Raw genomic sequence first — 25,366 nt, 5'->3', positions numbered from 1 at the left:
CGGTGCCGGGCCCCCGCCTGTCGTACGGGTCAGGACTTCTGCTCGATCTGCCCGCGCATGGCGGCGAGTTCGGCGTGGGCCTGCGTGCCGGTCTTGAAGTAGATGACGATCATCCCGACGCTGCCCCGGTCGCTCCACACGCAGACGCCCAGCGGCACGTTCTCCGCCTTGGCGTCGCCGCACTTGGCCTCGCCGCCCAGGGGACCCGGGTCCACGGAGGACATCTCGCCGAGCCGTACGTCGCTGGTGCGCGCGCCCCTGATGGTGTCCTCCAGGGTCTTGGCCGGGTTCGGGTTCATTCCGGAGGCGGCGGCGATCATGACCAGGTCCTGCTTGGCCGGGGTGCCGTAGAAGGCGCCGACCGTGCTGCTCGCGTCCGGCAGCGACCTGTTCAGCTCCGCCTCGAGCTGCTGGGCGCCGACCTGGAGGGCGGGGTCGGTGGCCTTCGGCCGGCCGGCGAGCGTGTCCGGCTCGACGACGCGGATCCTGGTGGCGTCGACGGTCTCCTTGACCTCGTCCTTGACGACGAAGAAGGTGATCGCGGCGCCGCCGAGGCAGAGCACCAGCACCCCGGCGAGCACGAACAGGACGATCTTGCCGGCGCTGGACTTCCGCTTCGCCGGCGGGCCGTACGGCGGCACCGGAGCGCCGCCGGGCTGCGCCGGAAGGTGACCACCGACCTGCTGCGGCGGCCCGTATCCGCCGGCCTGCTGTGGCGGCCCGTATCCGCCGGCCTGCTGTGGCGGCCCGTATCCGCCGGCCTGCTGTGGCGGCCCGTATCCGCCGGCCTGCGGTGGCGGGTAGCCGCCGGTTTGCGGGGGCTCGTACCCGCCGGGCTGCGGCGGCGGGCCGTATCCGCCCGGCTGGGAGCCGTACGGCGCGCCGCGCTCGGGTGGTGGGGGGAACGGATTGGCCGGCGGGTAGGACATCGGTCAGCTCCAGGTCTACGCGAGGGGCGGATGGTCTCGGCCGGCCCCGCCCGACGGCAGTGGTGCGACCACGGACGACGGCGCGGGCCGGGGAGTGCGGTCAGGACTTCTGCTCGATCTGGCCGCGGATGGCGACGAACTCCGCCGCGGCGGCGGCCGAGGACGAGAAGAACATCACGATGATCCCGACGCTGCCGTGGTCGGCCCAGGCGCAGACGCCCAGCGGCACCCCGGCGGACTCACCGTCGCCGCACTTGGCCAGGCCGCCGTTCGGGCCGGGGGCGATAGTGGTCAGCCGCTTGACCGCCAGCTCCTTGGAGATCCCCTTCACCGAGTCGTCGAGTTCCCGTTCGGGGTTGAGCACGAAGGTGGAGGCGGCGACCACCATGACCATGTCGCGCTCGTCGGCGCTGCCGTAGAAGGCGCCGACCACGCCCGTCGCCTGGGGCACCGAGGACTTCAGGTCCCGGACCATGTCGTCGGCCAGCTTCTTCAGCGTCGGCTCGGTGCTCTTCGGACGGCCCGCGAGGGTCTCCGGCGTGACGACCTGGATCCGAGGGCTGGACGTCGGCTCGGGGGACGGGGCGGCCTCCGACGACGGGGCGCCGGACGGCGTGGGGCTCGAGACGCCCGTCGCCGTCGGCGTCGGGCCGGGGGTCGGGCCGGGGGAATCCTGCTCCGAGAGGGCCACGTAGCCCACCGCGCCCCCGCCGAGGCAGAGCACCAGCAGCCCGACCAGGCCCAGCGTCAACACCAGGTTGAGCTGGCGTGGCCGCGCCGGCCCGGCGCCCGGGTGGCTGCCGCCCGGATAGGGCTGCGGGTAGCCGGCGTACCCGCCGGCCGGAAAGCCGTCCTGCGGCGTGACGGGATGACCGCCGTACGGCTGGTGGGGGTAGGGCTGGGTGGGGTACGGCTGCGCCGGCGGGGGACCGGAGGTCGGCGCGGCGGACCAGCCGCCGTGGTAGGGCGGCTGCCCGCCCGGGGCTGACCAGGCGTCGGCCGGTGGCACGGGGTGGCCAGGCTGCGGCGGGTGGAAGTCGTAGTGGGGGTCGTGCTCCGGCTGCCCGGACCAGGGATCGACCGGCGGTGAGGACATGTGGTCAGCTCCAGGCGACGTTGCGAACGGGTGATCGTAGCCAGCCACCGGCCCGTCCCGCTGTCCCCTTCCGGACCGGAACGGGCCGCAACGACGATCGCGGTGGTCGCCACCATCCAAGCCGGACGGGGCAACCACCGCGAACGCGGGGGAGCGGTGTGGGATCAGGCGGGCAGGCTGGCGACCCCGTGCGGCAGGAACCGCTTGCCGGTGACCCGCTCGGAGGTGCCGGTCCGGTCCAGGTACGGCGTGACGCCGCCCAGGTGGAACGGCCAGCCGGCGCCGAGGATCATGCACAGGTCGATGTCCTGCGCCTCGGCGACGACGCCCTCGTCGAGCATGAGCCGGATCTCCTGCGCCAGCGCGTCGAGCGCGTTCTGGCGCACCTGCTCCTCGGTGAGCGGCTGGTCGCCGACCACGAGCAGCTTGGCGACCTCGGCGTTGATCTGGTCGTCGACCACGATCGGCTGGCCGGATTCGGCGATGCGCTTGAGGTTCTCGCTGACGCCGAAGCGGTCCGGGAAGGCCGCGTGCAGGGTGCCGCCCACGTGGTACGCGACGGCCGGCCCGACGAGCTGGAGCAGGGCGAGCGGGCGCATCGGCAGGCCCAGCGGGTCCAGCGCGCGGTCCGCCACCTCCAGCGGGGTGCCCTGGTCGACGGCCGCGAAGACCGTGCCGAGGAAGCGGGTGAGCAGCCGGTTGACCACGAACGCCGGGGCGTCCTTCACCAGCACGCTCGACTTCTTCAGCTGCTTGCCGACCGCGAACGCGGTCGCCAGGGTGGCGTCGTCGGTCCGCTCGCCCCGGACGATCTCCAGCAGCGGCAGCACGGCGACCGGGTTGAAGAAGTGGAAGCCGACCACCCGCTCGGGGTGCTCCAGCTCCTCGGCCATGGCCGTGATCGAGAGGCTGGAGGTGTTGGTGGCCAGCACCGCCTCCGGCTTGACGATCTTCTCCAGCTCGGCCCAGACCTGCTTCTTGACCGCCAGATCCTCGAAGACGGCCTCGATGACGAAGTCGGCGTCGGCGAAGACGCCCTTGTCGACGGAGCCGCTGACCAGGCCGTACAGCTTGGCGGCGGTGCCCTTGTCCATCCGGCCCTTGCTGACGGCCTTCTCGATCTGGGCGTGCACGTAGCCGACGCCCTTGTCCACGCGGGCCTGGTCCAGGTCGGTCATGACGACCGGCACCTGGAGGCGGCGGGCGAAGAGCAGGGCGAGCTGGCTGGCCATCAGGCCGGCGCCGACGATGCCGACCTTGGTGACCGGACGGGCCAGGCCCTTGTCCGGCGCGCCGGCCGGCCGCTTGGCCCGCCGCTGCACCAGGTCGAAGGCGTACAGGCCGCTGCGCAGTTCCTCGGAGAAGACCAGGTCCGCGAGGGCCTCGTCCTCGGCGGCGGTGCCGGCGGCGAAGTCGGCGTCCTTCGCCGTCTCCAGCAGGTCCAGCGCCTTGTACGCGGCCGGGACCGCCCCGTGCAGCCGCTGGTCGAGGGTCTGCCGGGCGAAGTAGAGCACGCCCGCCCACATGTCCTTGTCGACCTCGGGCCGGGTCACGGTGACCTCGCCGCGGACCACTCCGGCGGCCCACTCCAGGGACCGCTCCAGGAAGTCCGCCGGCTCCAGCAGCACGTCCGCGATGCCCATCTCGGCGGCCTGCTTCGGCTTGAGCATCTTGTTCTGCATCAGCGGGTTCTGGATGATCACCTGGGTCGCCGCCGGGATGCCGATCAGGTTCGGCAGCAGCTGCGTGCCGCCCCAGCCGGGCACCAGGCCGAGGGAGACCTCGGGCAGGGCGAGGGCCGCCGCGCCGCCGGAGAGCGTCCGGTAGTGGCAGTGCAGGGCCAGCTCCAGGCCGCCGCCCATCGCCGCGCCGTTGACGAAGGCGAAGGTCGGGATCTCGCTGTCCTTGAGCCGGGCGAAGACCCGGTGGCCGAGCCGGCCGATCTCCAGGGCCTGCTCGCGGTCGGCGAGCTGCGGCAGGCTGGTGATGTCCGCGCCGACACAGAAGATGTACGGCTTGCCGGTGACCGCGATGAACGCCGGGTCGGCCGCCAGCGCGGCGGTGATCGCCTCGTCGAGGCTGTTCAGGCCGCCCGGGCCGAAGCTGTTCGGCTTGGTGTGGTCGAAGCCGTTGTCCAGGGTGATGAGGGCGGCCGGCCGGTCCAGCCCCGGTACGTTCACCTGGCGCAGCAGCGCCCTGGTGACGACCTCGTTCGGTGCGGCGAGCGCGCTCACTTGTCTCCACCCTCCCAGTGGGGGTTCTCCCAGATCACGGTGCCGCCCATGCCGATGCCGATGCACATGGCGGTGAGGCCGTAGCGGACCTCCGGGTGCTCGGCGAACTGCCGGGCGAGCTGGGTCATCAGCCGCACGCCCGAGGAGGCGAGCGGATGACCGATGGCGATCGCGCCGCCCCACGGGTTGACCCGCGGGTCGTCGTCGGCGATGCCGAAGTGGTCGAGGAAGGCGAGCACCTGCACGGCGAACGCCTCGTTCAGCTCGAACAGGCCGATGTCGTCGATGCTCAGGCCGGCGATGCGCAGCGCCTTCTCGGTCGACGGGATCGGGCCGACGCCCATCACCTCGGGCTCGACGCCGACGAAGCCGAACGAGACGAGCCGCATGGCGACGGGCAGGCCCAGCTCGCGGGCGACGTCCTCGGAGGCGAGCAGGCTGGCGGTGGCGCCGTCGTTCAGACCGGCCGCGTTGCCGGCGGTGACCTTGCCGTGCGGGCGGAACGGGGTCTTCAGGGTGGCGAGCTTCTCCAGCGAGGTGTCCCGGGGCGCCTCGTCCACCGTGGCCAGGCCCCAGCCGCCGTCGGCGTCGCGGATCGCCATCGGCACCAGATCGTCCTGGAGCTTGCCGTTGGCGTACGCCTTGGCGGTCTTCTGCTGCGAGGCGAGCGCGAAGGCGTCGGTGCGCTCCTTGGTGATGTGCGGTACCCGGTCGTGCAGGTTCTCCGCGGTCGCGCCCATGACCAGGGCGGACGGGTCGACCAGCTTCTCCGCGACGATCCGCGGGTTGGGGTCGACGCCCTCACCCATCGGGTGGCGGCCCATGTGCTCGACGCCCCCGGCGATGGCGACGTCGTACGCGCCCATGGCGATGCCGCTGGCGACGGTGGTCACGGCGGTCATCGCGCCGGCGCACATCCGGTCGATCGCGAAACCGGGGACGGTCTTGGGCAGGCCGGCCAGCAGGGCGGCGGTCCGGCCGATCGTCAGGCCCTGGTCGCCGATCTGGGTGGTGGCGGCGATGGCGACCTCCTCGACCCGCTCCGGCGGCAGCTGCGGGTTACGGCGCAGCAGTTCGCGGATGCAGCGGATCACCAGGTCGTCGGCGCGGGTGTTGGCGTACATGCCACCCGCCTTGCCGAAGGGGGTGCGGACGCCGTCGACGAAGACGACATCCCGAACTTCACGGGGCACTTGAGCCTCCTCTTCGACCACGATTCGGCCGCCGCGCCGACGGGCGGCACTGCGGACGGAACGAAGGTCGCCGGCACGGGCGTGTTCCCCCGGATGCTACTCGTCAGTAACCATTGCCGGCACCCGCCCCGGTGTGTCCAACCCCACACCACCCTGTCAGCGACCGACTGCTTGATCATGAAGTTGTTGCGCCGACACGCCGGGTGCGGCGACAACAACCTCATGATCAACGCGGGGAGAGGGCTGGGGTCAGGGGGTGGGGGGTGGGTCCTGGAGGGCTTCGGTGAGGGCGGGGAGGAGGAGAGTGATCTGCCACTCTCGGGCGTTGAGGCCGCGGAGGGTCTCCGCCACGGTCGACTCCGTGACCTCCTCCGGGGGGACCCAGGCCAGGCGGCGGATCGAGTCGGGCGCGATCAGGTTCTCCGGCGGCAGGTTGTGCGCGCCCGCGATCCGCACCACCACCTCCCGGCACCGGGCCAGCCGGGCCGCCGCCACCGGGTCCCGCTCGGCCCAGCGGTGCGGCGGTGGGGGGCCCTCGACCGTCGGGGCGACCGGCAGCGCGTCATCCGGGAGCTGCCGGGCGTCGTCCAGCGCGGCCAGCCAGGTGCGGGCCAGCCGCCGCACCGAGCGCCCGCCGAAGCCGGGCAGGGTGAGCAGGGTCTTCTCGTCCTTCGGGTCCAGCTCGGCGGCCGCCACGATGGCCGAGTCCGGCAGCACCCGCCCGGGGGCCGCGTCCCGGCGGGCCGCGATCTGGTCCCGCGCGTACCAGAGGGAGCGCACGCGCGCCTGGGCGCGCGCCCCGCGCACGCGGTGGATGCCGGAGGTGCGTCGCCAGGGCTCGGCCCGGACCCGGGGCGGCCGGGCGCCGGTGCGCACGAGCGCGGCGAACTCCTCCGCCGCCCAGGCGGACTTGCCCTGCCGGGTCAGCTCCTCGTCGAGCGCGTCGCGCAGGTCGACCAGCATCTCCACGTCCAGCGCCGCGTAGGTCAGCCAGGACTCCGGCAGCGGCCGGCTCGACCAGTCGGCCGCCGAGTGGTGCTTCTCCAGGCTGTAGCCGAGTAGCTGCTCGGTCAGCGCGGCCAGGCCGACCCGCTCGAATCCGGCCAGCCGGGCGGCCAGTTCGGTGTCGAAGAGCCGGCGCGGGCGCAGCCCCAGCTCGGCCAGGCAGGGCAGGTCCTGGCTGGCCGCGTGGAGCACCCACTCGGCCTCGCCGATCACCGTGTCGAGGGCGCTCAGGTCGGGCAGCGGCAGCGGGTCGATCAACGCCGTGCCGGAGCCGGCCCGACGCAGTTGCACGAGGTAGGCCCGCTGGCTGTAGCGGTAGCCCGAGGCGCGTTCGGCGTCGAGCGCGACGGGGCCGGTGCCGGCGGCGAAGCGGGCCACGACCTCGGCGAGCTCGTCCGGCGTGGCCGCCGGCTGGGGGGTGCCCTCGCGCGGCGCGATCAGCGGAACGGGCCCGTCGGCGTGCGGTTCGGTCCCCGCGTCCGCCGGCTCCGGCCGGGCCGACGGCGGGCGGTCTGCTTCGTTTCCCGTACGGCTTTCGGCGGCCCGACGGCGCAGGGGTGGTTCGTCGGTCACCTGACAACCCTAGTGCGCGACGCGATCCGGTGGGTGCAGCCGGTCCGGTGTGTGTCGGCCGGACGGCCGGCGGGGTCCCTCCGGGACCCGGACATCGGGGAAGACAAAGCCCCTTCACGCAGGTACGGTCCATCGAGCCGTTGCGCCGGTGCGGCATCATCGGGCCCCGGACACTGCGGGGCGTCTACGGGGAGGGCAAGGCGATCATGACTGCTGGCTACGGGTCGGCGGACGCGGGTCCGGCGGGGCCGGGCGACGGGGGCTACCGGCCGGGGCCGCTACCGCCCCGGATCGAGCCGGCCGCGCCGGCACACCCGCAGAACGCCCCCGGGCAGGCTCCCGCCGCGCCGGCGCGGGCCACCTGGTCGCCGCCGCCCCAGCAGGGCCAGTGGGGCGCCGCTCCGGCCGCTCCCGCCCCCGCCGGCTGGGGGCGCGGCCCCGCGCCGTCCCCCGCACCCGCGCAGCAGGCCGGTCAGCCGCCGGCCGGGGCCACCCCGGGCGCCGGCTGGCCGCCCGCCGCCGGGCAGGCGTCCCCGGGCACCCCTGGGCGGCCGCCGGTCCCCGGGCAGCCGCCGGTCCCCGGGCAGCCGCCGGTCCCCGGGCAGGCCCCGGCGTACCCTTCCGGCCCCGCCCAGGCCGCAGCGGCCCCCCGTGGCCGCTGGCTGACCGTCACCGCGCTCGTGCTCGCCGGCCTGCTGACCGTGGTGACCGGCGTGCAGGCCTACCAGATCCACCGGCTCTCCGACCGCCTCGGCGACACCGGCCGCCGGCTCGACGCGGCGCAGGCCGGCGACGGGACCCGGCTCGACGGGCTGGAGAGCCGGACGCAGGCGCTGGAGAAGCAGGCGGGCGCGGCGTTCAACCCGGAGGCCGTCGCCAGCGCCGTGCTGCCCAGCGTGTTCCGGGTCCGGGCCGGCAACTCCACCGGCACGGCGTTCGCGATCGGCAAGCCGGCCGCCGGCGGGGGCACCAACCTGTTCACCAACTACCACGTCGTGGAGTCGCTCTGGGAGTCCGGTGAGCGGGAGGTCTTCCTCGAACGCACCGACCAGCGCTTCCCGGCGACGATCGTCCGGGTCGACGAGGCGAACGACGTCGCCCACCTGCGCACGTCCGGCAAGTTCACCGGCCTGGTCGCCGCGCCGGCCGCGGTGAAGTCCGGGCAGCAGATCGTGGTCGTCGGCGCGCCGCTCGGCCTGGAGGACAGCGTCACCACCGGCGTGGTGAGCGCCTTCCGGGAGGCGGGCGGCGGCTCGGGCCCGGTCATCCAGTTCGACGCCCCGATCAACCCCGGCAACTCCGGCGGTCCGGTGATCAACGGCAGCAAGCAGGTGGTCGGCATCGCCACCGCCAAGGCCCGTAACGCCGAGGGGATCGGCCTCGCCGTGCCGATCAAGGTCGCCTGCGACGGCTTCAAGATCTGCTGACCCGGTCAGCTCGCGCACCGTACCCACCCGGTCCGGCGGATCCAGCCGCCGCGACCAGCTCACGTGGAGGAAGAAAGACATGTCCCAGCCACCGACCGGGCCGGGCGGCTACCCGCCGCCGTACCCGTCGCAGCCGCCGGCCGCGCCCGGTCAGCCGCCGTCGGGCGGTGCCGTGTACGGCAGCACCTACGGCGCCCCCCGCCAGCCCACCCCCGAGCAGGCCGCGCCGCAGCAGTACGGCACCCAGAACCCGCAGTCCGTTCCGCCGGCCGGGTCCGCCGGTTACCCGCAGTCGGCCCCGCCCGCCGGGTCCGGTCACCCGCCCGCCGGCCAGGTCTCCGTCCCGCCGGCCGGTGGGTCCGCCTTCGGGCAGCCGATGTCCGTCCCTCCGGCGTCGGGGCCGGCGTACGGGCAGCCGATGTCGTCCCCGCCCGGCTCCGCCCCGCCCTTCGGCGCCCCCGCGCCGGGCGGCCCCGGCAAGAGCCACAAGGTGCTGATCCTGGCCGTGGTGGCCGGGCTGCTCTTCGTCCTCGGCGGGGTGATGACCGGCCTGTACCTGACCACCAGCAGCGAGCTGGACCGCACCGAGAAGAAGATGGCCAGCGAGGTCAGCCAGCGCGACGGCACCATCGCCGCGAACGGCAAGGAGATCGAGAAGCTCAAGACCGACCTCCAGACGGTCAAGGACAAGCTCGACGACACCGAGCAGGACCTGACCGGTACCCGCAACGACCGGGACGAGCAGGCCCGGCAGAAGAAGGTCATCGCCAACTGCCTCGACAAGCTCACCACCGCGCTCGCCGCGGCGGCGAACAACAACAAGGCGGCCTACGACAAGGCCGTCCAGGGCATGGACAAGGTCTGCAACGAGGCCGAGCGGTATCTCTGAGGGCGTCGCGGGGTCAGGCCGCGCCGGCGGGGCGACGCCCCGGCAGCGCGGTCACCCCGGGCGGGGGCAGCCCGGCGGTCGAGGCCAGCAGCGCGCACCAGGCGAGCAGGTGCGGGGCGAGGTCGTCGTCGACAGGCGTCCAGGAGGCGCGGATCTCGATGTCGCCGGCCGCGGGCGGCCCGGCCAGCTCACCGAACCGGGTCGACAGGGTCTGGGTGATGGTGCCGCCGATCGCGCGGTGATCCGCCTCGTGCGCGTCCAGGGCGTCGGTCAGCCACGTCCAGCCCACCCCGGGCAGCAGCGGGTCGGCGGCCAGGTCGACCTCCAGCTCCGCGGTCACGTAGGTGACCAGCCGCAGGGTGCCCTGCCAGGCCTCGTGCCCCGCCGGGTCGTGCAGCAGGATCAGCCGCCCGCCGGCCACCTCGTCGCCGTCGCGCGCGACCGTGGCGGAGAGCGCGAAGGCGTACGGGGCGAGGCGCTGCGGCGCGCCGACCTCCTCCAGCACGATCTCCGGCCGGGGCGCCGCGGACCGCAGCCCGGCCACCGCGCGGGCGAAGGTCTCGGGGAGCGCGGTCGGGGGGGCCATGTCGGCAGCCTATGCCCGGTGACCATCCAGCGCCGGAAACGGCGCGCCGGTGCCGGCGGTCCGGGAACGCCCCGGCGGCGACCCCACACCCCCGAGAGACCCGCCTGGTTCCCGGGGCCGACGGGGGTCACAAAAGGCGGCGCTGCCCGCTGCCGCGCCCGTGCCGCGTGGCACGATGGCCGCGATGACCACCACCACGACGGGCGACGACGCCCGAGACGACGACCCCCGCCACGGCGGACCGGCCGACTCGCCCTTCGTCCGGGCCTGCCGGCGCCTGCCCGTCCCGCACACCCCGGTCTGGTTCATGCGGCAGGCCGGCCGGTCGCTGCCGGAGTACCGCGAGATCCGGGCCAACGTGGCGATGCTGGAATCCTGCCGCCGGCCCGAGCTGGTCACCGAGATCACCCTCCAGCCGGTACGCCGGCACGGGGTGGACGCGGCGATCCTGTTCAGCGACATCGTGGTGCCGGTCGCCGCCGCCGGCGTCGATCTCGACATCGTGCCCGGCACCGGGCCGGTGGTCGCCGAGCCGGTGCGCACCCTGCCCGACGTGGAACGGATCCGGCCGATCACCCGCGACGACGTCTCCTACGTGGACGAGGCGGTCCGGATGCTCGTCGCCGAGCTCGGCGACACCCCACTGATCGGCTTCGCCGGCGCCCCGTTCACGCTGGCCAGCTACCTGGTCGAGGGCGGCCCGTCGCGCACCCACGCGAAGACCAAGGCCCTCATGTACGGCCAGCCGGAGCTCTGGCACGCGCTGTGCGGCCGGCTGGCCGAGGTGACGCTGGCGTTCCTGCGGGTCCAGATCGCCGCCGGGGTCTCCGCGGTGCAGCTCTTCGACTCCTGGGCCGGCGCGCTCTCCGAGGCCGACTACCGCCGGTTCGTGCTGCCGCACTCGGCGGCGGTGCTCGCCGGGCTGGCCGACGCGGGCGTGCCCCGGATCCACTTCGGCGTCGGCACCGGCGAGCTGCTCGGCGCGATGGGCGAGGCCGGCGCCGACGTGGTCGGCGTGGACTGGCGTACGCCGCTGGACGTGGCGACCCGCCGCGTCGGCGCGGAGCGGGCCGTGCAGGGCAACCTCGACCCGTGCGTGCTGCTCGCGCCGTGGCCGGTCGTCGAGGGCGAGGTGCGGCGGATCCTGGAGCAGGGCCGGGCCGCGCCGGGGCACGTGTTCAACCTGGGGCACGGGGTGCTGCCGGAGACCGACCCGGACGTGCTGACCCGGGTGGTGGCACTGGTGCACGAGCTGTCCGCCCAGCCGGCCGGCCGGGGCTGAGCGACATGCGGACGCCGTGGCGGGTGGCGGTGGTCGGCGGCGGGATCGCCGGGCTGGCCGCCGCGCTCCGGTTGCGTGACCGCGCCCCCGCCGACACCGAAATCACCGTGTACGAGCAGTCGGGCGCGCTCGGCGGCAAGCTGCGCACCGGCGAGCTGGCCGGCTCGGCGGTGGAGTTCGGCGCCGAGTCGTTCCTGATGCGCGACCCGGCCGGGGGCGAGTCCGCCGCCGTGGCCCTGGTCCGCCGGCTCGGCCTGGGCGACCGGATCGTGCACCCCGCCGTCGGGCAGGCCGCGCTCGTCGTCGACGGCGGGCTGCGCCCGGTCCCCGGCGGCACGCTGGTCGGCGTACCGGGAGACCTGGCGAAGGTGACCACGGTCGCGCGCCCGGCGGCGGACGCCGACGTCGACGCCGGCCGCCCGCTGCTCGACGCGGACGACGACGTGTCCGTCGGCGCGCTGGTCCGGGCCCGGTTCGGCGACGAGGTGGTCGACCGGCTGGTCGACCCGATGCTCGGCGGCGTCTACGCCGGCCGCGCCGACGACCTCTCCCTGGTCACCACGATGCCGGCGCTGGCCCGGGCGGCCCGGGTGGAGCACACCCTGGTCGGCGCGGTCCGCGCCGCGCAGGCCGCCGCTCCCCGCGCGCCGGGCGAGCCGGTCTTCGGCACCCTCGCCGGCGGGCTCAGCACCCTGGTCGAGGCCGCGGCGGCGGCCAGCGGGGCGACCGTCCGGCGGGACGCGGCCGTACGCGAGCTGACCCCGACCGGGACCGGCTGGCGGCTGACCGTCGGCCCCACGCGGGACGCGGAGCTGGTCGACGCCGACGCCGTGGTGCTGGCCGTGCCGGCCCGGCCGGCGGCCCGGCTGCTCGCCGGCCCGGCCCCGGAGGCGGCCGGGAACGTCGGCGGGCTGGACTACGCCAGCGTCGCGCTGGTGACCCTGGCGCTGCCCGAGCCGGAGCTGCCGGAGCTGTCCGGCTTCCTGGTGCCCAGCACCGAGGGCCTGCTGATCAAGGCGTCGACGTTCTTCACCACCAAGTGGGGTCACCTGCGCCGTGCCGACGGGCTGGCGCTGGTCCGCGCCTCCGTCGGCCGCTACGGCGAGGAGCGCCAGGTGCAGCGCACCGACGAGGACTTGGCCGCCACGGTGCACCGGGAGCTGTCGGCGGTGCTCGGCGTGCCGCTGCCCGCGCCGGTCGCCGGGCACGTGCAGCGCTGGGGCGGGTCGCTGCCGCAGTACACCCCGGGCCACGCCGACCGGGTGGCCGCCGCGCGGGCGGTCCTGCGGGCGAGCCACCCGACGCTCGTGCTGGCCGGCGCGGCGTACGACGGGGTCGGCATCCCGGTCTGCGTCCGCTCGGGCGAGACGGCGGCCGAAGAGATCATCACTGCACTGGGAGGATCGGGGACATGACCGAGCAGACCAACGCGGCCCGGCTGCGCGAGCTCAACGCCAGCATCCGCTACACCATGTGGTCGGTGTACCGGGCCAGCAGCCCGCTCCCGTCGCTGCGCGAGAACGTCACCGGCGAGGTCGAGGCCCTCTTCGAGGAGCTGGCCGGCAAGGACGTGGTCGTCCGGGGCACGTACGACGTTGCGGGCCTGCGCGCCGACGCGGACCTGATGATCTGGTGGCACGCCGCCTCCAGCGACGCCCTCCAGGACGCCTACCTGCGGTTCCGGCGCACCACGCTGGGGCGGGCGCTCACCCCGGTCTGGTCCCAGATGGCTTTGCACCGGCCGGCGGAGTTCAACAAGAGCCACATCCCGGCGTTCCTCGCCGGCGAGGAGGCACGGCCCTACCTCTGCGTCTACCCGTTCGTCCGCTCGTACGAGTGGTATCTGCTGCCCGACGCCGAGCGGCGCGAGCTGCTCACCGAGCACGGCAAGATGGCCCGCGGCTATCCGGACGTGCGGGCCAACACGGTCGCCTCGTTCGCGCTCGGCGACTACGAGTGGATGCTCGCGTTCGAGGCCGACGAGCTGCACCGGATCGTCGACCTGATGCGCGACCTGCGGGGCTCCGGTGCCCGCCGGCACGTCCGCGAGGAGACGCCGTTCTACACCGGCCGCCGCCGCCCGATCGCCGACATCGTGAACTGCCTGGTCTGACCGGGCCTCCGGCGGCGCTGGACGCGGGGCGGCCGGGAGTCGGGCGCGGGCCGGCCGGCCGGCGGCTGGACGTGGGCCGGCCGGGGCCGCGCCCGGAGGGAGTGGGACGCGGCCCCGGCCGGGGTTCCGGCGTGGATCAGACCACGGTCGTGCAGGTGGGCACCGGTGTGCTGTTGGCGCCGGACCACGAGCCGAGGAAGCCGAAGGTGGTGCTCGCCCCGGGCGACAGCGACCCGTTGTGGGCCGCGTTGCGGGCGACGACCCGTGTGCCGCTGGTGGTCACGGTCGCGTTCCAGGCCGACGTGACCTGCTGGCCGTCGGCGTAGGTCCAGTTCACGGACCAGCCCTTGACGGCCCCGCCGCCGGCGGTGACCGTCACCTCGCCCTGGAAGCCGCCACCCCACTGCCCGGTGACCCGGTAGGTGGCCGTGCAGGCCCCGGCCGGCGGCGGAGTCGTCGGGGGCGGAGTCGTCGGCGGCGGTGTGGTGGGCGGGGGAGTGGTGGGCGGCGGCGTCGTCGGCGGCGGGGTGGTCGGCCCGCCGGAGAAGTCGACGTCGCTGCACAGGTAGTACGACTGGTCCAGGTGGCTGGCCTGCCAGATCGTGTAGACGACGTGCCGGCCGGTCCGCCCCGGCGCGTTCGCCGGGATCTCGATGGACACGCCGCTGGTCTCCGGCTTCCACTGGGACGCCGGGGTGTTGCCGATCTGGCCGACCAGTTCCAGGTCGTCCCAGCCGAGCGGCTCGGTGAGGGCGTCGAAGCCCTGCTTCGTCACGTACACCCGGATGTAGTCGGCGCCGTGACTGGCCTGGTCGTGCAGGCGGACCCGGAAGCTGCTCGAGACCGGGGCGGCCTTCCAGGCGCCGACCGTGTCGAGGGCGTTGTAGCGGCCGCCCTCCGTCCGGCCGGCGGAACAGAGCTGGCCGTTCGGGATGGCGGCCTGGTGGTTGCCGGCGACGCCCTCGCGGAACAGCCCGTTCCAGTTCCACATGGCGTTCGGGTTGGCCTGCCAGGCCTGCCAGCACATCGGGTCCTCGGTGGCCATCCGGGGATTCTGGAAGTCGCTGCCCCAGCGCTGCCAGCAGCCGTAGTTGCGGGAGGCCGGGTCGACCACGGAACCGTGCGCCGAGACGGGGTTGGCCAGGGCCGTGGCCAGCAGGAGGGCGGCGGTCGCCGCGACGGCGAGCAGCCACCCCAGGCGAGATGATCGAAGATGAGTGGACATGGAGCCCCCGGGGGGAGAGGTCGGACGACGACGCCCGGACGGCCGGGAGTTGCCCCTCCCGTGCGCGCTGCGTGGCTCCGCGACGGCTCTGCCCGGAGGCTGCCACATTTATAGGCTCTGGTCAATGCCTTCCCGGCGCATCGGGGTGTGCGGGATGCCGTCCTCGACATACTCCGCGCCGCTGACGGCGAAGCCGTGCCGGGTGTAGAAGGCGACCAGGTGGGACTGGGCCTCCAGCACGCAGGGGCGGTCGCCGACCGCGTCCAGCGCCGCGGCCATCAGCCGGCCGGCGTGTCCGCCGCCGCGCGCCCGCGGCGCGACCACCACCCGCCCGATCCGCGCCACGCCGCCCGTGTCGGCGAGGATCCGCAGGTACGCCACCGGCGCGCCGTCGTCGTCGAGCCACAGGTGCCGGGTGCCGGGCTCGACGTCCCGCCCGTCGAGTTCCGGGTACGGGCACGCCTGCTCGACCACGAACACGTCGATCCGGAGCCGGAGCAGGTCGTGGAAGGTGCGGGCGTCCAGATCGGCGAAGCCGGCCACCCGGACCGGGGGGTGCTGCGATGACATGCGGCGATGGTAGATCGACTCACCGGTCCGCCGTGTCGCCGAGCGACTCCAGCAGCGTCCGCAGGGTGTCGGCAAGGGCGTCGCGCTGCGCCGCGGTGAGCCCGGCGAGCAGTCGCTCCTCGGTGGCGACGTGGTCGGGCAGGGCCCGGTCGATGAGCGCCAGGCCCTCGTCGGTCAGGGCGACCTGCACGGCCCGGCCGTCCGTGTCGCTGCGGGTGCGGGTCACCAGGTTGCGCGCCTCGAGCCGGTCGAGCCGCTGGGTGACGGCGCCCGAGGTGACCATCGACGAGCGCATCAGCTGCGTCGGGGTCAGCCGGTGCGGCGGGTCGCTGCGGCGCAGCGTGGCGAGCACGTCGAAGGACGCCGAGTCGAGCCCGTGCGCGCTGAACGTGCGGTGCGTCTCCGCCCAGGCGAGCCGGTGGAGCCTGGCGAGGCGACCGAACACCCCCATCGGGGAGGCGTCCAGGTCCGGCCGCTGGGCTGCCCACTGCGCCAGCACCCGGTCGACGTGATCGGCCATCCGACCAGCCTAACAAGCGTTGCCTTAGCGGTGAGGTAGCTCACGGGGGATGTCCCCCCGAGTGCCTTAGCGCTGAGATAACTTGTCTTAGTGCTAAGTGATCGGACACTCCTCCTCGGCGTGACGGCGCTGACCCCGGCGATCTGGGGGACCACCTACCTCGTCACCACCGAGCTGCTGCCCCCGCAGCGCCCGCTGCTGGCCGCCGTGCTGCGCGCCCTTCCCGCCGGCCTGCTCCTGGTCGCGGTCACCCGCCGGCTGCCGAAGGGCGCCTGGTGGTGGCGGGCGGCGGTGCTCGGCGCCCTGAACATCGGGTTCTTCTTCGCGCTGCTCTTCGTCGCCGCGTACCGGCTGCCGGGCGGGGTGGCCGCGACCGTCGGCGCCGTGCAGCCGCTCCTCGTCGCCGCGCTCTCCGCCGGCCTGCTCGGCGACCGGCTGACGCCGCGCACCGTGCTCGCGGGCGCCGCCGGGGTGGCCGGGGTGGCGCTGCTGGTGCTGCGGGCGGACGCCCGCCTCGACGTCGCCGGCGTCCTCGCCGCCCTCGGCGGCGCGGTGGTCATGGCCGTCGGGGTGGTGCTCAGCAAGCGATGGTCGTCGTCCGCGCCCCTGCTGGCCACCACGGGCTGGCAGCTCACTGCCGGCGGCCTGCTGCTCCTCCCGGTCGCCCTGCTGGTCGAGGGGGCGCCGCCGGCGTTGACCGCCGGGAACCTCGTCGGGTACGGCTACCTGACGCTCGTCGGCTCCGCCCTCGCCTACGCCCTCTGGTTCCGTGGCATCCGCGGCCTCCCACCGACCACGGTCACCTTCCTCGGCCTGCTCAGCCCGCTGGTGGCGACGGCGTTGGGCTGGCTCGTGCTCGACCAGCGGCTCACCGCCGCGCAACTGCTGGGCGGGGCGGTCGTCCTCGCCGCCATCGTGGCGCAGTCCCGCCGGCCCCGGGACGTCGCCGCCTCGCCCCCGGCCGCCGCCTCGTCCCCGGCCGCCGCCTCGTCCCCGGGTGCCGCCTCGTCCCGGGTCGCCGCCTCGCCCCCGGGTGCCGTCTCGTCACCGGGTGGCCGGTGAGCGGCCGTCCGGTCGGTCGTCCGCCCGTGGGCGGCCGTCCGACGACCCACCAGCCGGCGGGGCGCCGTTCCGCCGCACCGACAGATTCCGACAGGAGAGCCATGCACATCACCGTCTTCGGAGCGGCCGGCAACGCCGGCCGCCGGATCGTCGCCGAGGCGTCGGCCCGCGGTCATCTCGTCACCGCGGTCGTCCGCGATCCGGCGCGCGCCCCGGACCTGCCCGGCGCCGTCGTCGCGCGGGGCGACGCCGCCGACGTCGACGACGTGGTCGCGCTGAGCGCCGGCCGGGACCTCGTGATCGGCGCCACCCGCCCGGCGCCCGGCCGGGAGGCCGACCTGGTCGCCACCACCCGCGCCCTCCTGGCCGGCGTCGCCCGGACGGGGGTACGGCTGCTGCTGGTCGGCGGTGCCGCGACGCTGACCGTCCCGGGCGCTGGCGGCGGCACCGTCATCGACGATCCGGCCTTTCCCGCCGAGTGGCGGGCCATCGCGCTGGCCTGCCGGGACCAGCTCGACGTGTGCCGGGCCGACACCGGGGCCGACTGGGCCTACCTGAGCCCGCCCGCGCTGCTCGTGCCCGGGGAGCGCACCGGCCGCTACCGGCTCGGCACCGACACCCTGGTGGTCGACTCCGACGGCGCCTCGACCGTCTCGTACGAGGACCTCGCGGTGGCGCTGCTGGACGAGGCCGAGCGGCCGAGGCACCGGCGGACGAGGTTCACCGTCGGGTACTGACGGCGGTGCCCGGTCGGCGCGCCGCGCGGGCCACGGTGGCGGCACCCGGCCGGCGCGAGGCGGAACAGGTGCCCGACCGCGTGTTCATCTCGGGTGGGTGCCCGACCGTCTTCATCTCGGGTGGGTGCCCGACCGCGTGTTCACCTCGGGCGGGTGCCCGACCGCGTGCTCATGCCGGCCGGGCGCCCACCGCGTCGCGGATCTCGGCGCCCTGGGCGCCCTCCTCGGCGCGGGCGCAGTGCGCGCAGCAGAAGAACCGGCCGGACACCTCCACCCCGTGCCCGACGATCTTGATCTGGCAGTGCTCGCAGATCGGCGCCATCTTGTGCACCGCGCACTCGAAGCAGTCGAACGTGTGGACGTCGCCGCTGACGGTCCGCACCTCGAACGCCATCCAGTAGTCGTTACCGCAGACCTCGCAGGTTGCCACGACATAACCCCCCGAAACAGGACACGTTTCCCCCAGCCTGCGGCACGGGCGCGGGTCCGTCGGCCGAACAGGGCAACCGGGCCCGGTCGGGCGGCGTGTCGCCCCCGGCGTGTCGGGCGTTGTACCCGGTGACCGCGGAACACCCCTGGAGGAACTCGACATGATCAAGCGGAACAAGCTCTTCGGCAATCAGACCCGGGTCACCTTCAGCCTGCCCCGCGACACCCCGCCCGGCGCCGTCAGCGTGGTCGGCTGCTTCAACGGGTGGGAGCCGGGGCGGCACGAGCTGATGCCGCGCCGCGACGGCACCCGTACGGTCACGGTGCGGCTGGGGCCGGGGGAGTACCGCTTCCGCTACCTCGCCAGCGGCGGCGTGTGGCTGGACGACGAGTCCGCCGACCGGGTGGACGAGCGGGGCGGTCTGCTGCTTCTCTGACGCCCGCTGCTCCTCGTCGGACGGGGGTGCCGGCCGGGCGTCCTGATTTATCGACAGGAGTCTTTACTGTTAACAAAGTTTATTTTATGTTGGGTGGCACCTCACCAGCCGCACCTGCGAAGGAGCTGCCACCATGCGCCGAAGAATCACGATCCCGCTCGTGGCGACGGGCGCCGTCGTCTCCGCCCTGGCCGTCGCGGCACCCGCCCAGGCACACGGCTACGTCTCCGGGCCGCCGAGCCGCCAGGCGCTCTGCGCCCAGGGCCGGGTCCCCGACTGCGGGCAGATCAGGTACGAGCCGCAGAGCGTGGAGGGCCCGAAAGGGCTGCGCAGCTGCCATGCCGGGATCGCCCAGTTCGCCGTCCTGAACGACGACAGCCGGGGCTGGCCCGCCACGTCGGTGGGCTCCTCGGTGACCTTCACCTGGACCAACACCGCCCGGCACGCCACCAGCAACTGGGAGTACTTCATCGGCGGCACCCGCGTCGCCGTCTTCAACGGCGGCGGGCAGCAGCCCGGAGCCACGGTCTCGCACACCGTCAACCTGGGCGGCTGGTCGGGACGGCAGAAGGTCCTCGCCGTGTGGAACATCGCCGACACCGCCAACGCGTTCTACTCCTGCGTCGACCTCCAGGTCGGCGGGGGTGGCAACCCGTCGCCCACCCCGAGCCCGACGCCGCCGGCCCCGTCGCCCACCCCGACCCCCACCGCCGCCCCGACCACCCCGCCCGCGCCGGGCGGCACGTGGACGGCGGGCCGGGCGTACCAGGTCGGTGACCAGGTGACCTACGGCGGGGCGACGTACCGCTGCCGGCAGGCGCACACCGCGATCCCCGGCTGGGAGCCGCCCCACGTGCCGGCGCTCTGGACCCAGGTCTGACCGTACGGGTGCGGCCCGCCGGCCGGCGTCGGCCGCACCCGTCACCCCACTGTGGATGGGAGTACGCCATGCGACGGCTGCGCACGGTCGCCCTGCTCGCCGCCCTGCTGCTGGTCCCCGGCTGCGCCTCGGCGTCGCCCGCCCCCGCCCCGGCGGCGACGGCCGCGACCACCGGGACCGGGATGAGCGGCCTGGACGTCGTCTTCCTGGCCACGCTGGCGGCGCACACGGAGCAGACGCTGGAGATGGTGCGGCTCGGCCGGGACCGGGTCACCGACCGGAAGCTGCGCACCCTGGTCGCCGCCATCGAGGCCACCGAGTCCGACGAGCTGGCCACGGTGCGCGGCTGGCTGCGGGACGCCGGGCCGGCCGCCGCCGAGGCGGCCCGCCGGCACGACCACGGCGGGCACGGAACCGCCGCCGAGGACATGGCGCGTCTGCGGGCCGCCCGCGGCGAGGAGGTCGACCGGGTGCTGCTCGACCTGCTGGGGCCGCACCAGGACGCGGCGGCCGACCTGGCCCGGGCGCACCAGACGGTCGGCGCCGACCCGCGGGTACGCGACCTCGCCGGGCGCGTCGAGCGGTCCCGCACGGCCGAGGTCACCCTGATGGCCGAACTGGCGGCGGGCAGGCGGACCTGAACGCCTCCGGGGCGCGGTGTCGCGCCGCGCCCCGGGCCCGCCGTCGTCACCGGGCACGGGAGTCGCGCCGGCCCCGCGGGCCGGCCGTCGTCACCCGGGCGCGGGACTCAGGCGTCGGCGCGCGGCTCCAGCCGGATGGAGACGGAGTTGACGCAGTGCCGGGTGTCCCTCGGGGTGAAGCCCTCGCCCCGGAACACGTGCCCGAGGTGGCTGTCGCAGCGGGCGCAGCGGATCTCGGTGCGGCTCATCCCGAGGCTGCGGTCCTCGATCTCCTTGACCGCCCCGGGGACGGCGTCGTCGAAGCTGGGCCACCCGCAGTGCGAGTCGAACTTCGTGTCGCTCGGGAAGAGCTCCGCGCCGCAGGCCCGGCAGCGGTAGATCCCCGGCGTCTTCGTGTCGACGTACTCGCCCGTCCAGGGGCGCTCGGTGCCGGCCTCCCGCAGCACCCGGAACTCCTCGGGGCTGAGCCGGACCCGCCACTCTTCCTCGGTGCGGGGCAGTTCGCTCTCGTCAAGACTCACCCGCCAACGGTACGTCGGGCGTCGGGGGTGTGGCATATGGTCGCGCAATGGGTGGCACGAAGGCCGCGGCCGCAGAGATCGAGGTGGCCGGGCACACCGTACGACTGACCAGTCCGGAGCGGGTCATCTTCCCGCGGCGCGGCTTCACCAAGGCCGACGTCTTCCACTACTACGTGGCGGTGGGCGAGGGCATCATGCGCGCCCTGCGCGACCGCCCGACCACGTTGCAGCGCTTCCCCGAGGGCGTCGAGGGGGAGATGTTCTTCCAGAAGCGGGTGCCGACCCGGGGCGTGCCGCCGTGGGTGCGCACCGCCACCATCAGCTTCCCCAGCGGCCGAAGCGCCGCGGAGCTCTGCCCGGCAGACCTGGCCCACGTCGCCTGGGCCGCCCAGATGGGCACGATCGTGTTCCACCCCTGGCCGGTGCGGGCCGCCGACGTCGACCGCCCCGACGAGCTGCGTGTCGACCTCGACCCCCAGCCCGGCACCGACTTCGCCGACGCGGTCGCCGCCGCCGGGGAGCTGCGCGGGCTCCTCGACGAGCTGGGCGTCACCGGCTGGCCGAAGACCTCCGGCGGTCGCGGCGTCCACGTCTACCTGCGGATCGCGCCGCGCTGGACGTTCACCGAGGTGCGCCGGGCGACCATCGCGCTGGCCCGGGAGCTGGAACGGCGGCGGCCGGAGCTGGTCACCACCGCCTGGTGGAAGGAGCAGCGGGGCGCCCGCGTCTTCGTCGACTACAACCAGATGGCGCGCGACCGCACGATCGCCTGCGCGTACTCGCTGCGGGCCAACGCCCGGGCCACCGTGTCCACCCCGGTCACCTGGGACGAGCTGCCCGACGTCGACCCCGACGACTTCGACCTGCGCACCGTCCCGGCCCGGCTGGCCGAGCGCGGCGACCCGCACGCCGGCATCGACGACGCGGGGTGGGACATCACCCCGCTGCTCGAGTGGGCCGACCGCGACGCCGCCGCCGGGCAGGGCGACATGCCGTACCCGCCGGACCACCCGAAGATGCCCGGCGAGCCGAAGCGGGTGCAGCCCTCGAAGGACCGCGACCGCCCACGCTGACCGGCCGGGCCGTTGCGGCGCCGGCGTGCGTGGGCTGCCCCGTTGGCGAGCGCGGGAACCGCTCCGTCGACTGCCGCTGGAACTCGTCCGGGGTCAGCCCGGCCCGCCGCCGTGGCGCGCCCGGTCGCCCGGTCGCCCGGTCGCCCGGTCGCCCGGTCGACGGTCGACGGTCGACGGTCGGCGGCGGTGCCGGAGGTGAGGGCGACGCCGGGGCGGGCCCGGCGCGGCCGTCACCGCTGGCCGGCGAACCCCTCCACGGCCTCCTTGGCCGAGCGCAGGTCGGCGCCGGTCGCCTTCCGGTACGCCGCGATGGCCTTGATCTTGTCGCCCCGGGCCAGGTGGTCCCGGACCTCCGGCGGCACCGGCGACCGGTCCACCACGCCCAGGTGGTCCATGACGAGTTGCAGCCGGCGCTCGATCTCGGTGAGCCGGTAGGCGGTCCGGGCCTGCTGGGCGGTGCCCGGCAGCTGGGCGGCGAGCAGCGTGACGACGGCCACCGAGAGGGCGGTGAGGGCGATCTCCATCCGGCGATGGAAGCACACCGCCGCCAGCCGCCGCCCGCAGACCCGCGCCCGCGCCGGCGTCACCGGCGGCCATGCCGTCGGCGCGTCCCGTCCGTCGCCAGGCGGATAACGATCATGTAACGGGCGCGAACCTTTCCCGGCCCGTCGCCGCTTTTCCTGATCGTCGGCCCGAGGGGCCAGGGGAGGGCGTCGGATGAAGCTGGTGTGGAGGCGGGCCCGAGAGGCACGAGGGCTGCTGCTCGCCGCGGTGGTCGCGGCCCTGGTGGCGGTGGCGTTGGTCACCGGGCTCTCCGACTACAACCGCCGGGCGGCGGAGGCCGGCCAGCGTGCGCTGCTCACGGGTGCGTCCATGGAGGAGCGCAGCCTGCTGGTGAGCGGCACGGCCGGCCGGGACGCGGCCGAGTTCGCCACCCGGGACCGGGCGGTCCGTGACGGCTTCGCCGCCGGTCTCGGCGGTGCGCCGGTCACCGTCGACGCCGGCCGGTACGGCGACGGCCGCGAGCTGACCGGCAACCTGGGGCCGGTCGTCCGCGAGGGCGACGACCCGATCTTCGCCAACCTCGCGACCCTCGACGACCTGCCCCGGCACGCCGAGCTGACCAGCGGCGCCTGGCCCGCCGCCGGGGCCACCCCGGTGCAGGTGACGCTGCCCGAGAAGGTCGCGGCCGCGCTCGGGATGACCGCCGGCGACCGGGTGCCGATGCTGGACCGCAGGTCCGAGCGGGCCAGCGAGGTGGTGCTCGCCGGGACGTGGCGCCCGCGCGACCCGACCGACCCGTACTGGCGGCTGGCCCCGGGGGTGGGCGCCGGCAGCGCGGCGGATTCCGGCACGTCGTACGGGCCGTTCGTGCTGGACCGGGCCGACTTCGTGGCGACCTACCCGGGCGCGGTGTCGGCGTCCTGGGTGGTCGAGCCGGACCTCGCCGCGGCGGCCCGCGCCGGCCGGCTGCTCGACGTGCGGGAGGCGTTGGCCACCGCGGCCGCCGAGGTGCCCGAGGCAGCCGGGCTGGGCACCTCCGCGCAGACCGTCACCGCGATCGACGGGCTGCTGTACCGGGGCGCCCGGGCAGACCTGGTCGGCCGCTCCTCGCTGACCACGCCGCTGCTGCTGATCGTGGTCCTCGGCGGGTACGCGCTGGTGCTGGTCGCCGCGCTGCTGCACGAGGACCGGCGGGCCCAGACCGCCCTGCTGCGGGCCCGCGGCGCGGCGCGGCGGCAACTGGCCGGCCTCGCCGCCCGGGAGGCGACGCTCGTCGTCCTGCCGGCCGCCGTGCTGGGGCCGCTGGTCGCCGACGAGGCGCTGCGACGCGTGGGCGCCGCCGGGCCGGCCGGGCTGGCGCTCACCCCCGGCGACACCGCGCTGGTCTGGGCGGCAGCCGCCGCCACCGCCGTCGGCTGTCTGGTCGCGATGGTCGCCCCCACGCTGCGCGGTGCCGGCACGTATGTCGCCGACATGTCGGCCCGGTCCCGTCCCACCCGGGCCGCCACCGTGCAACGGGCCAGCCTCGACCTGGTGCTCGTCGGGTTCGCGGTGCTGGCCTGGACGCAGCTGCGCCAGTATTCTTCGCCGCTCACCGGCGCGGGCGGACGCCTCGGCGTCGATCCGCTGCTCGTCGCCGCGCCGACGCTGGGCGTGCTCGCCGGCGCGGTCGTGGCGCTGCGGCTGCTGCCGCCCGCGACCCGGTTCGCCGAGCGGTTCGTCGACCGTCGGCCGTGGACGGCGACCATGTTCGGCATGTGGCAGGCGGGCCGGCGCCCGCACGCCGGCCCGGTGCTGCTGCTCGCGCTCGCCGTCGGCGGCAGCACCCTCGCCTGGTCGCTGGTGACCACGGGCGAACGGTCCCAGGCCGACCAGGCCGACCACGGCGTCGGCGCCGACCTGCGGGTGGTCGAGCGCACCGGCGTCGCGCCCGACGACCGGGCCGGCCAGCTCGGCGCGCTGCCCGGAGTCGACCGGGTGCTGCCCGCCTGGCGGGACGAGATCCGTGTCGGCCGCGCCGACCTGCCGACCACTGTCGTGGGCCTCGACGCCGCGGGAGCGAAGGACGTGCTTCGGCTCAACGAGCGGCTGACCGACGAGCCGGTGCCGGCGCTGCTGGACCGGCTGATCCGGGCGCGCGCCGCGCCGGCCGGCGTCGACCTGCCCGCCGGCACCCGGTCGCTGACCGGCACGGTGCGCACCCCCGTACGCGACGCGGTCGGGCCGCACCAGGTCACCGTGTGGGTGCTGCTGACCCGCGCGGACGGGCTGACCATCCGCCTTCCGGTGGGCAGCGCCGGCAGCGACGGCCGGCCGGTGCCGTTCACCGTCGTCGTGCCCGAGGTCGACGGCGTCGTGCGGCTGTCCGGGTTCGAGGCCGACGCCGGGGACGCGTTCGGGCGCGCGTACCGCCTGGAGGTGGCCGACCTGCGGCTCGTCGGCGCCGACGGCGCGGCTCGGCCGGCGCCGCTCGCCGGCGAGTGGATGACCATCGGCGGCCAGGAACGTCCCACCCCCGCGAAGGCCACCGCCACCGGCCTGAGCGGCGAGCGGGAGATCGACTTCCGGGCCGGCGGCCGGTTCGCGTTCCAGCCGACCTCGCGCCTCGTGGTGGTGCCCGCCGGCGAGAACCGGCCGGTACCCGCGCTGATGACCCCGGCGGTGCGCGACGCGCTCAGCCTGAACATCGGCGACACGGTCGAGGTCGCGCTGTCCGGCGCGACGGTGCCGGTGACCCTGGTCGGCGAGGTGGACGAGGTGCCGTCCACGGCAGGCGAGGGCATGCTGCTGGACCTGTCGGCGGCCACGGACTGGCTGATCCGGGACCGGGGCGCGGTGCGCCCGGTGTCGGAGTGGTGGCTCGGGACGGACGCGGGCGGGCACGACGCGGCCGTCCGCGCGGCGGCCGAACTGCCCGGCGTCACGCTGCTCGACCGGCGGGAGGCGGCGGAGCGGGCCGCGGCCGACCCGTACTGGCAGGGCACCCGCACCGGCCTGTTCGCCGCGGCCCTCGGCTCGGTGCTGCTGGCCCTGGTCGGGTTGATCGTCGACGTCTGGGCGACCGCCCGGCACCGGCTGGGGGAGTTCGCCGTGCTGCACACGCTCGGCGCCAGCCCTCGGCTGCTGGCCCGGGCCCTGCTGGCCGAGCAGACGTTCCTGGCCGGCATCGGCGTCGGCGTCGGGCTGCTGCTGGGGGCGGCGGTGGGCGCCACCATGGCCCCGCTGGTCATCCTCACGCCGTCCGGTGGCCGGCCGGTGCCCGAGGCAGCGTTCGTGCTGCCCTGGACGCCGATCGGGTTGACCGCGCTCGGCCTGCTGCTGGCGGCCCTCGCCTTCAGCGCGTTCATCGCCTTCGGCATCCGGCAGCGGGTGGCCGTGGCGCAGTTGCGGATCGGGGGAGAGCGGTGACCGGGCGGCAGGCAGGCAACTCCACCAGGAGG

The 25,366-nt window shown here is 75.2% G+C and carries 24 protein-coding genes; 12 read left to right on the top strand and 12 right to left on the bottom strand.

Features of this window, described 5'->3' with window-relative positions; translation table 11 throughout:
• Positions 1-29: 29 nt before the first annotated feature.
• From GA0070606_RS08005 to GA0070606_RS07985, 5 genes are all read right to left on the bottom strand, one after another.
• Positions 30-929: a hypothetical protein gene (locus GA0070606_RS08005; RefSeq protein WP_091096426.1), complete on the bottom strand. Its 900-nt coding sequence runs from the start codon at positions 927-929 to the stop codon at positions 30-32.
• 100 nt (positions 930-1,029) lie between these two features.
• Complete coding sequence (locus GA0070606_RS08000; protein WP_091096423.1) at positions 1,030-2,025, bottom strand: hypothetical protein; 996 nt, start codon at positions 2,023-2,025, stop codon at positions 1,030-1,032.
• A 164-nt stretch (positions 2,026-2,189) separates the two neighbouring features.
• Positions 2,190-4,259, bottom strand: coding sequence for a 3-hydroxyacyl-CoA dehydrogenase NAD-binding domain-containing protein (locus GA0070606_RS07995; protein WP_091096420.1), 2,070 nt, complete (start codon positions 4,257-4,259; stop codon positions 2,190-2,192).
• Positions 4,256-5,452 (bottom strand): thiolase family protein, encoded by a 1,197-nt coding sequence (locus tag GA0070606_RS07990; protein ID WP_091096418.1) that lies wholly within the window; start codon positions 5,450-5,452, stop codon positions 4,256-4,258. The genes GA0070606_RS07995 and GA0070606_RS07990 overlap by 4 nt, the downstream gene beginning before the upstream one ends.
• 249 nt (positions 5,453-5,701) lie before the next feature.
• Positions 5,702-7,030: a ribonuclease D gene (locus GA0070606_RS07985; protein WP_091096416.1), complete on the bottom strand. Its 1,329-nt coding sequence runs from the start codon at positions 7,028-7,030 to the stop codon at positions 5,702-5,704.
• 206 nt (positions 7,031-7,236) lie between these two features.
• Here GA0070606_RS07985 and GA0070606_RS07980 point away from each other — a divergent pair, with 206 nt between their 5' ends.
• Positions 7,237-8,457: a S1C family serine protease gene (locus GA0070606_RS07980; RefSeq protein ID WP_091107443.1), complete on the top strand. Its 1,221-nt coding sequence runs from the start codon at positions 7,237-7,239 to the stop codon at positions 8,455-8,457.
• Between the two features lie 79 nt (positions 8,458-8,536).
• On the top strand, positions 8,537-9,346 hold the full coding sequence (locus GA0070606_RS07975) for a hypothetical protein (protein ID WP_091096414.1): 810 nt from the start codon (positions 8,537-8,539) through the stop codon (positions 9,344-9,346).
• A 13-nt stretch (positions 9,347-9,359) separates the two neighbouring features.
• Here the strand turns inward: GA0070606_RS07975 and GA0070606_RS07970 are convergent, their stop codons facing one another.
• Positions 9,360-9,932, bottom strand: coding sequence for a DUF3000 domain-containing protein (locus tag GA0070606_RS07970; RefSeq protein ID WP_091096412.1), 573 nt, complete (start codon positions 9,930-9,932; stop codon positions 9,360-9,362).
• 184 nt (positions 9,933-10,116) lie between these two features.
• On the opposite strand from GA0070606_RS07970, the gene hemE reads away from it, so the two are divergent.
• The 3 genes from hemE to hemQ are packed head-to-tail and all read left to right on the top strand — an operon-like array spanning position 10,117 to position 13,327.
• Positions 10,117-11,214 (top strand): uroporphyrinogen decarboxylase, encoded by a 1,098-nt coding sequence (gene hemE, locus GA0070606_RS07965; protein ID WP_091096410.1) that lies wholly within the window; start codon positions 10,117-10,119, stop codon positions 11,212-11,214.
• 5 nt (positions 11,215-11,219) lie between these two features.
• Positions 11,220-12,629, top strand: coding sequence for a protoporphyrinogen oxidase (gene hemG / locus GA0070606_RS07960; protein WP_091096409.1), 1,410 nt, complete (start codon positions 11,220-11,222; stop codon positions 12,627-12,629).
• Positions 12,626-13,327 carry a hydrogen peroxide-dependent heme synthase gene (hemQ, locus tag GA0070606_RS07955; RefSeq protein ID WP_091096407.1) on the top strand — a complete coding sequence of 234 codons (702 nt, stop codon included), beginning with the start codon at positions 12,626-12,628 and terminating at the stop codon, positions 13,325-13,327. The genes hemG and hemQ overlap by 4 nt, the downstream gene beginning before the upstream one ends.
• Positions 13,328-13,463: 136 nt before the next feature.
• Here hemQ and GA0070606_RS07950 read toward each other — a convergent pair whose 3' ends face one another.
• The 3 genes from GA0070606_RS07950 to GA0070606_RS07940 all read right to left on the bottom strand — a co-directional run bounded on the left by GA0070606_RS07950 (position 13,464) and on the right by GA0070606_RS07940 (position 15,642).
• Entirely contained in the window at positions 13,464-14,552 is a 1,089-nt protein-coding gene (locus GA0070606_RS07950; RefSeq protein ID WP_091096405.1) for a lytic polysaccharide monooxygenase auxiliary activity family 9 protein, read from the bottom strand.
• 108 nt (positions 14,553-14,660) lie between these two features.
• Positions 14,661-15,122 carry a GNAT family N-acetyltransferase gene (locus tag GA0070606_RS07945; protein WP_091096403.1) on the bottom strand — a complete coding sequence of 154 codons (462 nt, stop codon included), beginning with the start codon at positions 15,120-15,122 and terminating at the stop codon, positions 14,661-14,663.
• A 19-nt stretch (positions 15,123-15,141) separates the two neighbouring features.
• Positions 15,142-15,642 carry a MarR family winged helix-turn-helix transcriptional regulator gene (locus tag GA0070606_RS07940; protein ID WP_091096401.1) on the bottom strand — a complete coding sequence of 167 codons (501 nt, stop codon included), beginning with the start codon at positions 15,640-15,642 and terminating at the stop codon, positions 15,142-15,144.
• A 120-nt stretch (positions 15,643-15,762) separates the two neighbouring features.
• On the opposite strand from GA0070606_RS07940, the gene GA0070606_RS07935 reads away from it, so the two are divergent.
• The gene (locus tag GA0070606_RS07935; protein WP_245724609.1) at positions 15,763-16,704 is read left to right on the top strand and encodes an EamA family transporter; all 942 of its coding nucleotides are present in this window, start codon (positions 15,763-15,765) and stop codon (positions 16,702-16,704) included.
• Positions 16,705-16,805: 101 nt separating this feature from the next.
• The gene (locus tag GA0070606_RS07930) at positions 16,806-17,441 is read left to right on the top strand and encodes an NAD(P)-dependent oxidoreductase (protein WP_091096397.1); all 636 of its coding nucleotides are present in this window, start codon (positions 16,806-16,808) and stop codon (positions 17,439-17,441) included.
• A gap of 169 nt (positions 17,442-17,610) precedes the next feature.
• On the opposite strand, the gene GA0070606_RS07925 is transcribed toward GA0070606_RS07930, so the two are convergent.
• A complete protein-coding gene (locus GA0070606_RS07925) occupies positions 17,611-17,871 on the bottom strand; it encodes a Prokaryotic metallothionein (protein ID WP_091096395.1) in 261 nt (86 codons plus the stop codon).
• A gap of 160 nt (positions 17,872-18,031) precedes the next feature.
• On the opposite strand from GA0070606_RS07925, the gene GA0070606_RS07920 reads away from it, so the two are divergent.
• The 3 genes from GA0070606_RS07920 (at position 18,032) to GA0070606_RS07910 (ending at position 19,828) form a co-directional block, all read left to right on the top strand.
• On the top strand, positions 18,032-18,307 hold the full coding sequence (locus GA0070606_RS07920; RefSeq protein WP_091096393.1) for an isoamylase early set domain-containing protein: 276 nt from the start codon (positions 18,032-18,034) through the stop codon (positions 18,305-18,307).
• A 133-nt stretch (positions 18,308-18,440) separates the two neighbouring features.
• On the top strand, positions 18,441-19,187 hold the full coding sequence (locus tag GA0070606_RS07915; RefSeq protein ID WP_091096391.1) for a lytic polysaccharide monooxygenase: 747 nt from the start codon (positions 18,441-18,443) through the stop codon (positions 19,185-19,187).
• Between the two features lie 68 nt (positions 19,188-19,255).
• Positions 19,256-19,828, top strand: coding sequence for a DUF305 domain-containing protein (locus tag GA0070606_RS07910; protein ID WP_091096389.1), 573 nt, complete (start codon positions 19,256-19,258; stop codon positions 19,826-19,828).
• Positions 19,829-19,935: 107 nt separating this feature from the next.
• On the opposite strand, the gene msrB is transcribed toward GA0070606_RS07910, so the two are convergent.
• Positions 19,936-20,349, bottom strand: a complete 414-nt coding sequence (msrB, locus tag GA0070606_RS07905) for a peptide-methionine (R)-S-oxide reductase MsrB (protein ID WP_091096387.1) — start codon at positions 20,347-20,349, stop codon at positions 19,936-19,938.
• A 47-nt stretch (positions 20,350-20,396) separates the two neighbouring features.
• Here msrB and ligD point away from each other — a divergent pair, with 47 nt between their 5' ends.
• The gene (ligD, locus tag GA0070606_RS07900) at positions 20,397-21,422 is read left to right on the top strand and encodes a non-homologous end-joining DNA ligase (RefSeq protein ID WP_091096384.1); all 1,026 of its coding nucleotides are present in this window, start codon (positions 20,397-20,399) and stop codon (positions 21,420-21,422) included.
• A gap of 230 nt (positions 21,423-21,652) precedes the next feature.
• Here the strand turns inward: ligD and GA0070606_RS07895 are convergent, their stop codons facing one another.
• Complete coding sequence (locus tag GA0070606_RS07895) at positions 21,653-21,946, bottom strand: hypothetical protein (RefSeq protein WP_218105993.1); 294 nt, start codon at positions 21,944-21,946, stop codon at positions 21,653-21,655.
• A 193-nt stretch (positions 21,947-22,139) separates the two neighbouring features.
• On the opposite strand from GA0070606_RS07895, the gene GA0070606_RS07890 reads away from it, so the two are divergent.
• Positions 22,140-25,334, top strand: coding sequence for an ABC transporter permease (locus GA0070606_RS07890; protein WP_091096382.1), 3,195 nt, complete (start codon positions 22,140-22,142; stop codon positions 25,332-25,334).
• Positions 25,335-25,366: the final 32 nt, after the last annotated feature.

Source organism: Micromonospora citrea (assembly GCF_900090315.1).
GTDB lineage: Bacteria > Actinomycetota > Actinomycetes > Mycobacteriales > Micromonosporaceae > Micromonospora > Micromonospora citrea.
Note: the sequence above shows the minus strand (reverse complement) of the source record. Positions and strands in the feature narration are given on the sequence as shown.